Annotated in this window: 9 protein-coding genes; 2 read left to right on the top strand and 7 right to left on the bottom strand. The window is 63.4% G+C overall.

The window, feature by feature from the left end:
• On the bottom strand, positions 1-2,889 hold the full coding sequence (locus tag G0P99_RS18520; protein WP_164131965.1) for a monovalent cation/H+ antiporter subunit A: 2,889 nt from the start codon (positions 2,887-2,889) through the stop codon (positions 1-3).
• A gap of 236 nt (positions 2,890-3,125) precedes the next feature.
• Here G0P99_RS18520 and G0P99_RS18515 point away from each other — a divergent pair, with 236 nt between their 5' ends.
• Entirely contained in the window at positions 3,126-3,587 is a 462-nt protein-coding gene (locus tag G0P99_RS18515) for a rhodanese-like domain-containing protein (RefSeq protein ID WP_164131964.1), read from the top strand.
• Complete coding sequence (locus G0P99_RS18510; protein WP_370462838.1) at positions 3,587-4,411, top strand: PHB depolymerase family esterase; 825 nt, start codon at positions 3,587-3,589, stop codon at positions 4,409-4,411. Before G0P99_RS18515 ends, G0P99_RS18510 begins: the two co-directional genes overlap by 1 nt.
• Before the next feature lie 16 nt (positions 4,412-4,427).
• Here the strand turns inward: G0P99_RS18510 and mdoH are convergent, their stop codons facing one another.
• The 6 genes from mdoH to G0P99_RS18480 all read right to left on the bottom strand — a co-directional run bounded on the left by mdoH (position 4,428) and on the right by G0P99_RS18480 (position 13,386).
• Positions 4,428-6,299 (bottom strand): glucans biosynthesis glucosyltransferase MdoH, encoded by a 1,872-nt coding sequence (gene mdoH, locus G0P99_RS18505; RefSeq protein WP_164131962.1) that lies wholly within the window; start codon positions 6,297-6,299, stop codon positions 4,428-4,430.
• Positions 6,299-7,798 carry a glucan biosynthesis protein gene (locus tag G0P99_RS18500; protein ID WP_164131961.1) on the bottom strand — a complete coding sequence of 500 codons (1,500 nt, stop codon included), beginning with the start codon at positions 7,796-7,798 and terminating at the stop codon, positions 6,299-6,301. Before G0P99_RS18500 ends, mdoH begins: the two co-directional genes overlap by 1 nt.
• Positions 7,795-9,012, bottom strand: a complete 1,218-nt coding sequence (locus tag G0P99_RS18495; RefSeq protein WP_164131960.1) for an OpgC family protein — start codon at positions 9,010-9,012, stop codon at positions 7,795-7,797. The genes G0P99_RS18500 and G0P99_RS18495 overlap by 4 nt, the downstream gene beginning before the upstream one ends.
• Before the next feature lie 25 nt (positions 9,013-9,037).
• Entirely contained in the window at positions 9,038-10,408 is a 1,371-nt protein-coding gene (locus G0P99_RS18490) for a tetratricopeptide repeat protein (RefSeq protein ID WP_164131959.1), read from the bottom strand.
• A 178-nt stretch (positions 10,409-10,586) separates the two neighbouring features.
• Complete coding sequence (locus G0P99_RS18485) at positions 10,587-11,780, bottom strand: CaiB/BaiF CoA-transferase family protein (RefSeq protein ID WP_164131958.1); 1,194 nt, start codon at positions 11,778-11,780, stop codon at positions 10,587-10,589.
• A complete protein-coding gene (locus G0P99_RS18480; RefSeq protein ID WP_164131957.1) occupies positions 11,767-13,386 on the bottom strand; it encodes a thiamine pyrophosphate-binding protein in 1,620 nt (539 codons plus the stop codon). The genes G0P99_RS18485 and G0P99_RS18480 overlap by 14 nt, the downstream gene beginning before the upstream one ends.
• Positions 13,387-13,449 lie beyond the last annotated feature (63 nt).

Below are 13,449 nucleotides of genomic sequence, written 5' to 3'. Positions count from 1 at the left end.
TCAAGTCTCCTTTCCCACGGGGATTACGGTATCTGGTCCGGGTCCGGGCACCGGCGGTGCGTCACGCTGCGGGTTGATGTCCATCGGGTATTCCTGCTGTATTCCGGGCTGCCAGGCAAAGCGCGACAGGCTGTCGAGCGCCAGCAGCACGGCCCCCAGGACGGCAAGGAACACACCAGTGTCAAACAGCATCGCGGTCGCCCATTCGAACTCTTCCAGCGGCGGCCAGTGCAGATAGCCGAAATCGCTGGTCAGGAAGGGCATGTCGTTGAACCAGGCGCCCAGACCGGTGGCGGCCGCGATCAGCACACCCCAACCGATGGTGGCATGGTAATAGAACCGCTGGCGCTCGATCGTCCAAGTATAACCGCTGGCCATGTATTGCATCAAAAAGGCGATGGCGACCACCAGCCCGGCGATGAAGCCGCCGCCTGGCTGGTTGTGGCCGCGGAAAAAGATATAGGCCCCTACCATCAGCGCGATGGGCATCATCACACGGGTCACCACCACCATCATCAGCGGATGTGCGTCGCCCGACTGCGGCCAGTGCGGCTTGCGGTTCAACAGATAGGCGCGCACGTTGCTGGACAGGACCGATTCCGCCAGCGCAAAGATCACCAGCGCGGCAATACCCAGCACGATGATCTCGCCGAAGGTATCGAAACCACGGAAGTCCACCAGGATCACGTTGACCACGTTGGTGCCGCCGCCGCCCTTATAGGAATTGGCCAGATGATAGCCCGAGATGGTGGGAAAGGCGAAGTCCCGCAGCATCAGCGCATAGATCAGTCCGCCCGCGCCCAGACCCGCGACGATCGAGATCGCCGCATCCCGCAGCTTGCGCGCCTTGGTGCTGTCCACCGGCGTCTCCGTCGGCATGAAGTTCAGCGACAGGAGCAGCAGGATCATCGTCACCACTTCGACCGAGATCTGGGTCAGTGCCAGATCCGGGGCCGACAGGTAGTTGAAGGCCATTGAGACGATCAGGCCCACCACCCCGATCAGCACCAGCGACAGCAGACGGTTGCGGTGGAACCACATGATGGCCAGCGTCGCGACCACCAGGCAGATCCAGCCGATGATCGGAATGATCGGCGCCTCCAGCGGCACGCGGGTTGGCAGTCCGGTCGTTCCGGTCGCATAGGCGTAATAACCGATGCCGACGGTGAACGCGACCATGATCGCGGCGTAGCGGCTGATGACCCCGTTATGCAGCCCGTCGGTGATCGTCCGCGACAGGCGCGTCAGCGCCTCGATTACTGCATCAAAGATCGCCTTGGCCTCGGGCCGGGGCAGGTTATTCCAAACCCGCTCCAGGTGTCCGTGCAGGGCCAGCAACAGCAAGCCGCCCAGAACGGCCACGATCGACATGTAGAGCGCCGGGGTGAAGCCATGCCAGAGCTTGAGCTTGAATTCGGGCAGCTCGCCGCCGACCACCGCGCCGGCTGCGGCTTTGACGATCGGGCCGGCAACCGTGGCCGAGTTGAGGCCGATGATCACGACCAGAAAGACCAGGATTGCGGGTGACAGCCACAGGCCCGGACCGGGATCGTGCGGCGCATGGGGATAGCTCTCGCGCTCGGGCCCGAGGAATGTATGAGCGATGTAGCGAAAGGAATAGGCCGCCGAGAACAACGCTCCGATGATCGCCAGTGCCGGCACGACCAACTGGCTGTCCAGCCACACGGTGTGAATGGTCTCTTCCAGCATCATTTCCTTGCTGATGAAACCGTTGAGCGGCGGAATACCCGCCATTGATAGACCCGCGATCAGTGCAATGCCGAAGGTGATCGGCATCATCCGCCGCAACCCGCCCAAGAGCTTGATGTCACGCGTGCCAGTCTCATGGTCGACGATGCCGGCGCTCATGAACAGGGCCGCCTTGAATGTCGCGTGGTTGACGATGTGGAACACCGCCGCAACTGCCGCGATCTTGGTGCCAAAACCCAGGAGCATGGTGATCAGCCCCAGTTGACTGACGGTGGAAAAGGCCAGCAGTGCTTTGAGGTCGTCCTTGAAAAGTGCGATGACAGCGCCCACCACCATGGTCACCAACCCGGTGGTAGCCACGATATAGAACCACTCAGGCGTGCCCGCCAGCACCGGCCACATGCGGGCCATCAGAAAGAGCCCCGCTTTGACCATCGTGGCCGAGTGCAGATAGGCCGAGACAGGCGTCGGGGCTGCCATCGCATGCGGCAGCCAGAAATGGAACGGAAATTGCGCCGATTTGGTGAAACAGCCCAAGAGGATTAGCAGCAGTGCGGGCAGGTACCAGGGAGAGGCCTGGATCGCCTCCTTGTTCTGAAGGATCACACTCAGGTCATAAGATCCCACGATATGGCCCAGAATAAGCATGCCCGCGATCATCGCCAACCCGCCCGATCCGGTCACCGCCAGCGCCATCCGCGCGCCTTGGCGGCCTGCGGGCAGGTGCTTCCAATAGCCGATCAGCAGGAATGAGCTAAGCGAGGTAAGTTCCCAGAAAACCAGCAAAAGCAGGATGTTGTCGGACAAGACGACGCCCACCATCGCGCCCTGGAACAACAGGAGATAGGTATAGAACTGCCCCATCGGATCATGCCGGGACAGATAGAACCGGGCATAGAGGATGATCAGCATGCCGATCCCAAGGATCAGCGTCGCGAACAGGAACCCCAGCCCGTCCAGCATGAAATTGGCGTTCAGCCCCAATCCGGGCAGCCAGTCGAACCTTGCGGTCACCACGCCGCCCGACAGAATCGTCGGGGCATGGATCATCAGACCGGTGAAGGCCAGAAAGCTGGTCAGTCCCGCCGCCGAAGCCGAGGCGTTGCGTCCCGCCCGGATCAGCAGGGCAGGGAAGATCGCCCCGAGAAAGGGAAGGGCGGCGATGAGGAAGAGGGACACCGTCGATTTCTCCGCTGTTGGTTTTTCTTGTTTCCGTTTTGCAGCGATAATTTATGTCCTTGCCCGGTATTGCAAGGTTGCAAAGGTCAGAGATTTGTTGCGACAGAGTGTAACATGCATTTTTGGCTGACGAATTGTTGATCGCGCCCGGCCTGTTGGGGTCAGGCGAAGCTTGGCCGGACGTGATAAAACCTGTTTCCGGTTGAATGGTGCTCTGCACAATTGCGGGAGGGGACATGTCCCAGAAAATATCGCGTCGGGTTTTGCTTGGTCTCGCGGTGGCGATGGTCCTCGGCTTTGGCCTGCGGCAGTATCTGTTGACGCCTGAAGATTTCGCCGGGGGCGCGCTCACGGTGGCCGAAGCGCATGCGCAGGCGACCGAAGGCAAGGTCTTGCTGATTGACATCAGGCGCCCGGACGAATGGCGCACGACAGGCATCGGCGAAGGGGCTCATCCGCTCGACATGCGGCGCGAGGATTTTGCCGAGGCGCTGGCGGGCCTGGCTGAGGGCGACTGGAACCGGCCGATTGCCCTGATCTGCGCGCGCGGGGTACGCTCGGCCCGGCTTGCAAACCGATTGAGCGAAGCCGGTTTCGGCAATATCATCGATGTTCCCGAGGGTATGCTGGGATCGCGCGCGGGGCCCGGATGGGTGCGGTCGGATCTGCCGGTGACGGCCTATGAGGAGCGTGGATGATGATCCGGAGCATATCTGCGGTTCTGGCACTGGCGGGATCGGTGACAGGGGTTTCCGCCGGTTGTGCGGACGAACAGGCTCCGTGTGAAATTTCTGGCGGAAGTTATCACATCGTCTTGCCCAAGACCGAACACCCCCCGGTTCTGGTGTTTCTGCACGGGCATGGCGGAGAAGGCGCGGGACCGATCAACAACGAGCGGCTCGTCGCCCCCTTGCTGGCCCGGGGCTGGGCGGTGATCGCTCCGGATGGCGCGATCCGCCCCGCTGGGACGGGCAAGCGCAGCTGGAATTTCTTTCCCGGTTGGGAGGGGCGGGACGAGGCCGCCTTTCTGAATGCGGTAACCGAGGACGCGGTCGCCCGGTTCGGGCTGGACCAAAATCGCGTGGTACTGGGGGGATTTTCGGCGGGCGCCTTCATGGTAAACTACCTGGCCTGCGCCACGCCCGATGCCTATTCCGCCTATGTACCGGTCTCGGGCGGGTTCTGGCGCCCGCAGCCAGCGGCATGCAACGGTCCGGTGCGACTGTTGCACACGCATGGCTGGAGCGATCCTGTCGTGCCGCTCGAAGGGCGCATCCTTGGGGCCGGCCGGTTTCAGCAGGGTGATATCTTTGCCGGTCTGGAAATCTGGCGCATCGCCAACGGGTGCCTCGATCACAAACCCGACAGCTATTCCCTCACCGGACCGTTCCAGCGGCGTGCCTGGACCAGCTGCGATCCGGACGGGGTGATTGAATTCGCGCTGTTTCCCGGCGGTCACATGGTTCCCGAAGGTTGGGCCGACATGATGATCGACTGGTACGAGGCGCTGGGCGATCCTTGATCGCCCAGCACCGGGTTTATTCGGCCGGGCGTACGCCTGTGCCGCGTTCCAGAAGCGATTTCAGTTCGGTCCGGTAAGACCGCGCCGCCCGCGTGATCGCCGGTTCGCGGTATTCCTCGCGCATCCCGATCAGCCGCCGCGCGGCGCCAGCCGATACACCCGACAGGGCGGACAGCGGCACCGCAAGGGCGAGGCTGAACGCAATCGGGGCCAGCCAGACCGAGACCAGCCCCAGCGCGATACCGGCGCTGAGCGCCAGCCCGCTGACGGTTTCGAGCGCATGACAGGTGATCAGCGTCGTCAGGCCATAGGTGCCGCCGTCGCGGGCCTGCGGCGACCACCCCTTCTGGATGCCCAGCATGGTGCGGAATACCGCGATCATCTGCTGGACCATCAGGATGGGGGCGTAAAGGATCGACAGGATCACTTCGGAAAGGAACGACAGCAGGAACCGGCCCGCGCCGCCGAAGTCGGAGTAACGGGCGCCACTCAGCGGCAGCGCCGCGATGCCCAGCAACTTGGGCAGCAACAGCATGGCGTACATGACGACGATGATCACCACATGGCGTCCCTCGGAGATGTCCGGCCATTGCGGGAACAGCGGGTTCTCGGGGCTGAAATACTGTAGAACCGAACCGTCCTCGCCGTGGCCGATCAGCGCCCACATCACCAGGAGCGCGAACCAGATCGGTGACATCAGGTAACCGATGGCACCATGGAACATGTGGAACCGCGAGATCGAGCGAAAGCCGCGCGCGGTCAGCAGGTTCAGGTGTTGCAGGTTCCCCTGGCACCAGCGGCGGTCGCGCAGCACATGGTCGATCAGGGTCGGCGGCGTCTCTTCATAAGAGCCCCGGATGCGCGGCAGGAAACGCACCGCCCAACCGGCCCGGCGCAACAACCCCGCCTCGACGAAATCATGGCTCATGATCAGCTTTTCACGCCCCGACAGCGAGCGCAGCTTGGGCAGGCCCGCGCAATTGGCGAAAGCGGCGGTGCGGATGATCGCGTTATGGCCCCAATAGTTGCCCTCCTGTCCGCACCAGCGGGCCATGCCCTCGGCAAAGGCGGCGCCATAGACGCCGTTGGCGAACTGCTGCATCCGTGCAAAAACCGATTGTGCGCCGATCAGTTGCGGAAAGCTCTGGATCAGCCCGGCGGCGGGGTCGCGGGCCAGCGCGTCGGTCAGGCGCGCGATCGCGCGACCGGTCATCAGGCTGTCGGCGTCCAGCACCAGCATCGCATCCCAGGCCCCGCCCCAGGTGCTGACCCAATCGGCGATGTTGCCGACCTTGCGGTCAGTGTTCTGTTCGCGGCGGCGGTAGTATAGTGCCAGATCGGGCGCCAGTGTTGTCCGCAACGCCTCGACACTGGCCTGTTCCTGCGCGGCGATGGCGTCGTCGCGGGTGTCTGACAGGATGAACATGGCGTATTCATGCTGGCCACCGCGCGATTTCAGCTCTTCGAGCATGGTGCGTGCGTTGCCAAGTACATACCACGGCACTTCGTTGTAGACCGGCATCAACAGGGCCACGCGCAGGCGCTGCACCTTGTCGCCGCGAACCCGCGGACCCTGCCGGGACAGCGAGATCATGCCCAAGAGAACCGTACTGACCGCAAAGGCGATCCAGAAGAAGTTGAAGGCGATCAGGGCCAGAAGGATACCTTCGACCAGCGAAATCCCGGCATCCGAAAACCAGTCTCCCATCAGCCAGAGCAACCCCAAGGTGGCCGCCATCGCCGGTGAGAACGCCAAGACCCGCCAAAGCGCGACACCTTGTGTCGCCACCTCCTGCGGAGCCTGAGCGTCACGGAACCCCGTATTAAAATCCTGCGCCTCCATCGGAAGCGGTGCGGGTTCCGGCATGATCCTCAGTTCGTGTTCCATCACGCAGTCCACCTGTAAAGCCAGACTTCGGAGGCGGGTTCACTGTCGCGGCGCAATTGAGCGCGCAGTTCGACCAGTTCGGTTTCGCCGGGGACAAACGAGAACGCCAGACGTGCGCCCCCGGTATCCGGATTGCGTTGCAGGATCGGCGGAGCGACCTCGGCATGGGGCGACTGCACCACCGGCTCAAGTGTCTCCAGATCGTCAAACAGCGGGCTGGCCTCGAAATCGACGACCACCAGCCGGCCTTCGCCAAAGGTCTTTTCCCCCATTGCCGTCCGGATCACGCGCGGCAGCGGTGTTCGATAGGGTTCCTCGCCCCATGTCAGCCGGTAGCCGAGGGTGACCTCGCTGCCCGCCGCATAGGGTTCCGCCGGTCGCCAATAGGCGACGATATTGTCATAGATCTCCTGATCGGCGGGAATCTCGACCAGGGTGACCGCCCCCTTGCCCCAGTCGCCCATCGGCTTGACCCACAGGCCCGGGCGGCGGTGATAATTGGCCTCGAGATCAGCGAAATCAGAAAACTCTCGTGCCCGCTGCATCAGGCCAAATCCTCGCGGGTTCTCGTCCACAAAGGACGACACCTGAAGCGCGCGGGGATTGGCCAGGGGGCGCCAGATCACTTCTCCGGCGCCGTTCCGGATCAAAAGCCCGTTGCTGTCATGCACCGCAGGGCGGAAATCGTCAAACCGGATATGGTTGCTGGCATCGAACAGGAACATCGAGGTCAGCGCGCCCAGGCCCGCATGGGTCAGGTCCTCGCGCGGGAACAGCGTTGCCTCGACCTCCATCACGCAATCCTCGCCTGCGGTGATGTCGAACCGATAGGCACCCGCCACCGAGGGGCTGTCCATCAAGGCATGCACGATCATGTTGCGTTGCCCCGGCACGGGGCGTTCCAGCCAGAACCGGATGAACTCGGGAAACTCTTCGCCATCCGGATCGCCGGTTTTCAACGCAAGACCCCGCGCCGACAGACCGTAGTTCTCGTTCAACCCGATGGCGCGGAAGTAACTCGCACCCTGGAACACACAGAATTCGTCTGTCTCGCCGGGCCGATGCATCTCCGTGCGCAGCCGCAGGCCCGAGAAACCCAGGTTCTCGTCGGCGGGCAGCGCGGGAACTTCGGGCCCTTTGTCGAACATCGACAGGTCGAACCCCACCAGACGCGCCATCCCGTTCTCGACCGAATGGATCTGCACCGCGCGCGGGAAATAGAGCCCGGGCGCAAAGAAATCCACGCTGAACGGGGTCTCGGTTCCGGCCCAGAGCCCGTGGTCGATGCGGAACCGGATCGAACGGTATTCCTCATAGGTCAGTGCCTTCCACGCGTCGGGCACATCCGCGCGCATCTGATACGGGCGGCTGGCCAGATCGCGGGCCATGGACTTGACCATGGCATGATCAAAGGGTTCGGCCGGGGTGGCCGCAAAAGCCCCCGGCACCAGAGCGAGCAGCGAGACCGAGGCCAGAAAGGAACGGCGCGTAAGGATCATTTCCGAGATTTCCAGGGATGAGATTTGAACCAGGCAGCGGTGTAGGCGACGCCGGTGATCAAGATGAAGCCGATGAGATTGACGAACAGAACGGGGAGAGGGTCGCGGCCCCAGATGTCGAGCAGTACACCCAGCAGACGCGCGACAGCCATGGAGAAGACAAAGACCGCCAGCGACTGCTGGCCGACCTTGACGATTATGTTTAGCGCCTGTTGCCAGAGCTGCGCGGCAGTGCCGTCTCCGGTGGGCAGCAGGCGTGCGCCCTTGTCGCCGGCAACGACCCAGCCGAGATAAGCCAGCGACAGGAAATGCATATAGCGCAGCAGGCCGAACTCGGTCTTGTCGCGGAACTCTCCGGTCAGCGGCCAGGTTGCGCGGATGTCATCGGCTACGGCCGGATTCCAGGCTTCGACCCACAGAAAGACTTTCCACGATCCGAATGGCGCCGACAGGACGACGAACAGAATCGCCGCCCAGATCAGCACCTTGCTGACGGGCGGCGCGGGAATCCAGCCGCGCATGAAGGCGAAACCGGTGAAGAACAGCAACTGCCAGCCAAACGGGTTGAAGAACCATTGCCGTTCCGACCAGGGCTCGGCCGGCAGGGCAAGCGTGCCTGTCTGCGCCACGGCCCAAATCAGGACCGAGGCCAGCGCCATTGCCCAGAACCCAAGCTGTTTCAGCCCCATCATCAGCGGCATCATCGCCAGAACGACCAGATACATCGGCAGGATGTCGAAGTAATTGGGAACGTAGGTGAGCGTAAACAAGCCCACGATCTGCGGTACCGGATCGTCAAAGAAATGCTGGAGGTTCAGCGCGTCGACATAGCTGCGGTCGAACCATCCTGAAAGGTCCAGCGCGGCCATGCACATCGCGGTGAAGAAGAACAGCCCGATATGCGCCCAATAGACCTGCCAGATGCGGAACAGGGTGCGCGCGCTGCCCATCACCCAGCCCTTTTTCAGGAAGGCGCCGCCGAATGCGATGGCCGAGGCCATGCCCGAGCAGAACACGAAGATTTCGGTCGCGTCGGAAAACCCAAACCGGGCGGGAATCCAGTTTGCCCAAGGGTTGTCGCTGATATGAGCGACCAAGATGATAAACATCGCGATCCCGCGATAGAAATCCAGCCGCAGATCGCGCGTAGAGGCGGGAGCCGCGACACGGGTCGTGGCCGGTGCAAAATCCGATGCGGGCGAAATGGTCGCCATGCGTATTTGGTCCTTCTCAATCACGTCATTCGGCGGGCACGCTGTGCATGCCACGCTCGCCTCTGCCCGCCTCGATCAGGGCGCGACGGGCAAGGGCATAGTTGTCTTCATGTCCACCACGTTTGGCGCGGCGGTCGTCCAACACGCGTTCCACCGCGTCCAGGCGACCGGCCCGCAGCCCGGCGTCTATCGTGATCCGTTCGAACACATCGCGCTGGGCATGGCTGCCTCCGGCCAGTTGCATGTTGCCGCGGGCGGCAAGCAAGAGGTCGAAGGCCCGTCCATGTTCTCCATCGCCAAAGGCCTCAAGCCCCAGCGCGGCATTCATTCCGGGATCGGCCATGCGACGGGTCACATCGCAATTGGCCTTGTCTGCATCGCGTTTAATCCGCTGCAGCATTCGCGAGATGGCGTCTTCGCGGGTGTCCCCGGTCAGGGCCAGCAGGTAATGCAAGTCTGCGAAGATCAGGCTTCCGTCTTCGGTGCGCGCGGCACTCAGGTCGGCCAGTTCTTCCCAGCGGTGTCCGACATTTACGCCTTCAAGCTCGAGCCGCGACAGCAGCGAGGTGGCGTTCGAAATATCACGATAGTCGTCTGTCTTATCCTTGCGAATCGCTGAATCGTAGAGATCGAATACCTGATCAATCTGGCCTTGGTCCAGATGCATCAGCGCTTTGTGCCACCAGACGTGGTAACGGAAATTGTTGCAATGCGCCCAGGCCGCCTCGCGCCCGGCCAGCCATTCCAGACCTTGTGCGGATTGTCCTTTCATTTCATGCACATGTGCGACCGCATGCAGGCCCCATGCATCGTCCGAGACCATCCACAGCGCCTGCCGCCCGGCAATCTCTGCCTTGTCGTATGCGCCGGTTTCTTCCAGCGCGAAGGCATGGCACCCCAGCAGATAGCCGCGCCCGGCATGATCGGGGGCGTAGGCGGGCATCACCCGCTCGATCGAGCGGCGCATTCCGGCCGGATCGCCCAGCACAAACCGGGTGGCATGGCTCAGCTTCATTGCCAGGGTGTCGTCGGGATGGGCGTGCAGAATAGCCTCGAATTCCTGCACCGCAGAACTGGGGTTGCCCGCCAGCCAGTGGCGCAAGGCTGTCAGGTAATGCGCCTCACGCGGTGTCACCGGATGCGCATCGGCGGCACGCTCGGCGGCTGCCATCGCCTCGACCGCAACGGGGGTCATCTCGCGCCGGCCCAGAAGCAGCATGAACAGGCCCTTGATGGCATGGCCCAGCGCGAAATCCGGCTCCAGCTCCAGCACCCGCGCCAGATGCTGCGGGGTGATCGCGGCGTGGGCCATGAAGCCCAGCAGCACGCCATCCCACGCCTCGGCGCTGTCCGCGCGGGTCAGGCTGTTGGTCTGTCCAAAAACATCGTCTCTCATACCGGGTCCGTTCCTTGCAAAGGGGAGGCAGTTCGCGCCTTTGCCAAGTCTATTGGAGCCCCGTATCAGGATCGACGCCGCTCGCGAATTGGTGAAAACGCGTGTGCGGAAAATGGGGGAAAAGCCGCCGAAAGCCTCTGTTGTTTCAGCAATTTGCCGCCCAAAGACAGGTGATGTTTCAGTCCGTGAACGGATCGTCTGACGAGAGCACGGATTCGGTGTCCTGACCGCAGCGCGGCGGTGCCCTGCGATAGGTCACGGGCGTGCGCGACAGCTTGAGCGGATTGCCGATCAGGTGCACCGGGCCGGGCTCGGCCTCCATGTCGATCTGCATCTGTCGGGCCACCACCTGATCGCTGGAAAACACCTGGTCCAGCGTCTGCACCGGCCCCACCGTGACCTTGAGCGCCTCCAGCCCGGTGATCACTTCGGCCATGCTGCGCGCCTCCAGCGCCGGTCGCAGCAGCGCGTCCAGCGGGGCGCGGTTTTGCAGCCGCGCCTGGTTGGTGGCAAAGCGCGGGTCGCCCGCCAGTTCGCCAAGCTCCAGAAAGTCGCAGAAGCGTCTGAACTGGCCGTCATTGCCCACCGCCAGCACAACATGCCCGTCCGAGGTGGCATAGACGTCATAGGGCATGATGTTGGGATGGGCATTGCCGCGCCGCTGGGGCAGCGCGCCGCTGGTCAGATAGTTCACGCCCTCGTTGATCATCCAGGCCACCTGCGCATCGACCAGCGCCAGGTCGATATGCTGGCCCTCGCCGGTGCGCTCGCGGTGATGCAGCGCGGCGAGGATACCCACGGTCGCATACATGCCGCACATCACATCGGCGATGCCCACGCCCACCTTCATCGGCGCGCCATCGGGTTCCCCGGTCAGCGACATGATGCCACCAAACCCTTGGGCCATCAGGTCATAGCCCGGTTTCGAGGCATTGGGGCCGGTCTGACCAAAGCCCGAGATCGAGCAATAGACGAGGCCGGGAAACTCGGGCCCGAGGCTGGCATAGTCCAGTCCGTATTTGGCCAGCCCGCCGGGTTTGAAATTCTCGATTAGGATATCGGCATGGGCCGCCAGACGCCGGATCTGCGCCTGCCCTTCGGGGGTCGAGATATCCAGCGCCACCGATTTCTTGTTGCGGTTGGCGGCCATGAAATAGGCGCTCAGGTCGCTGGAGTTGCCCTCGGAGTCGGTCACATAGGGAGGCCCCCATTGCCGCGTGTCATCGCCACCCGAACCGGGGTTCTCGATCTTGATCACATTGGCGCCCAGATCCCCCAACAGCTGGGTACAGGTCGGCCCCGCCAGAATGCGGCTGAGGTCCAGCACGCGCACCCCATCGAGTGGCCCCTTGGGTTGTTCAGATCCGGCCATCGTAATCCCCTCGTGCGATTTCGGCCGCGATCACCGTGAACCGGTCCGCTGCCTGCGCTGCCTTTAGCGCCGCGCGCAACTCTGCCCGCGAGCGCACGGTGTGTCCATGCCCGCCAAAGGCACGGCCGATGGCGGCAAAGTCGTGATGCCCGAAATCGACGCCGCGATTGGGCAACTGGCGGCCCCGCTGCTTCAATTCGATCAGCGACAGGCTGGCATCGACAAAGACTAGAAAGATCGGGTTGCCGCCCATTTCGGCGGCGGTCGACAACTCTCCGGCGACCATCAGGAAACCGGCATCGCCGGAGAAACTGATCACCGGGCGGTCGGGTTCGGCCAGTTTGAGGCCAATCGCCATCGGCAGGGCGCAGCCCATGGTGCACAGGCCCGAGGACTGGATCAGCCCGCGTGGCTCGTCACAGCGCCACATCTGGCTGAGCAGGATGCGGTGGGCACCGCTATCGGCGGTGGCCAATGTGCCTTGGGGCAGGGTGGCGCGGGTTTCGGCGATGATGGCGGCGGGGCCCCACTCTTCATCCTGCGGAAAGGCGCGGGCAAGGGCGGCGCGGGCCGCCTGCGGTTCGCCCCCGACCCAGGTGGCGTGCCCGGTTGTCCCCTTGGCGATAGCCTCCAGCGTGGCGCCGGTATCGGCAACGATATTGATCCCGGCCTGATGCATGTAGTGGTCGTTGACCACCGCCGAGATGTCTATCACCCGCTGGTTTTCGGGGTCCCAGACCTCGCGCCAGCCGGGGCGCATCTCGATCGGGTCATAGCCCAGGCACAGGATCAGGTCGGCGGCCTGCACCAGCTGTAAAAGGTGGCTGTCAGCCAGCGGCGACAGGCCAGCGCCGCCGAGGCACAGGCGGTGATCCTCGGGCAGGATGCCCTTGGCCTTGTAGGTGGTCACAAAGGGAATTTCGAAATGTTCCAGAAAGGCTTGCAGGACACATTTCGAGTTATCGGCCAGCACGTCGAGGCCGATCACCGCCAGCGGGCGGCGTGCCTCTGCGACCCAGCGCCGGGCGGTTTCCAGACAGATACCACCGGGTGCCACGGGTGCCGCCGGGGTCAGCCGCCGCCGCCGCAACTCGCGTACCGGAGTATCGGCCACGCCAATCGGCACGTCGATATGCACCGGGCCGGGGCGGAGTTGCATCGCCAGCGACACCGCCTTGTCGGCGATGATATCCGAGCCTTCGGCGGTCAGGTGGAAACTGCCCTTGGTGATCGGGCGGAACACCTGCGCATGGTCCATCACCTGATGGGTATAGGTGAGCGCCTCTTCAGCATCGACACAGCCGGTCAGCACGATCATCGGCACCCGGTCCTGCAACGCATTGGCCACCACATTGACCCCGTTCATCGCCCCCGGCCCCAGCGTCGCCAGCAGGATCGCGGGCGCGCCGTCGCGGTGATGCACCGCCTCGGCCATGAAGCCTGCGGCATTCTCATGCTTGGCCAGGTGAAAGGCGATCCCGGCCTTGTCCAACGCATCGACCAGCGTCAGCACCTCGCCGCCGGGCATGCCAAAGGCATGGCGGCAGCCTGCCTCGTACAGCCGCCGGGCCAGCAGGTCGGCGGCGCGGGGTAGGGGGTCTGACATGATGAGGCTCCGTTACAGGGGTCGCTTCTGGCCGAGATTGCGGAGCCTGCGTCCGAAGGCAAG

It is taken from the genome of Ruegeria sp. PrR005, from assembly GCF_010500245.1.
Taxonomy (GTDB): domain Bacteria; phylum Pseudomonadota; class Alphaproteobacteria; order Rhodobacterales; family Rhodobacteraceae; genus Ruegeria_B; species Ruegeria_B marisflavi.
The sequence above is the reverse complement of the archived record's forward strand: the minus strand, read 5'-3'. Positions and strand labels throughout refer to the sequence as shown.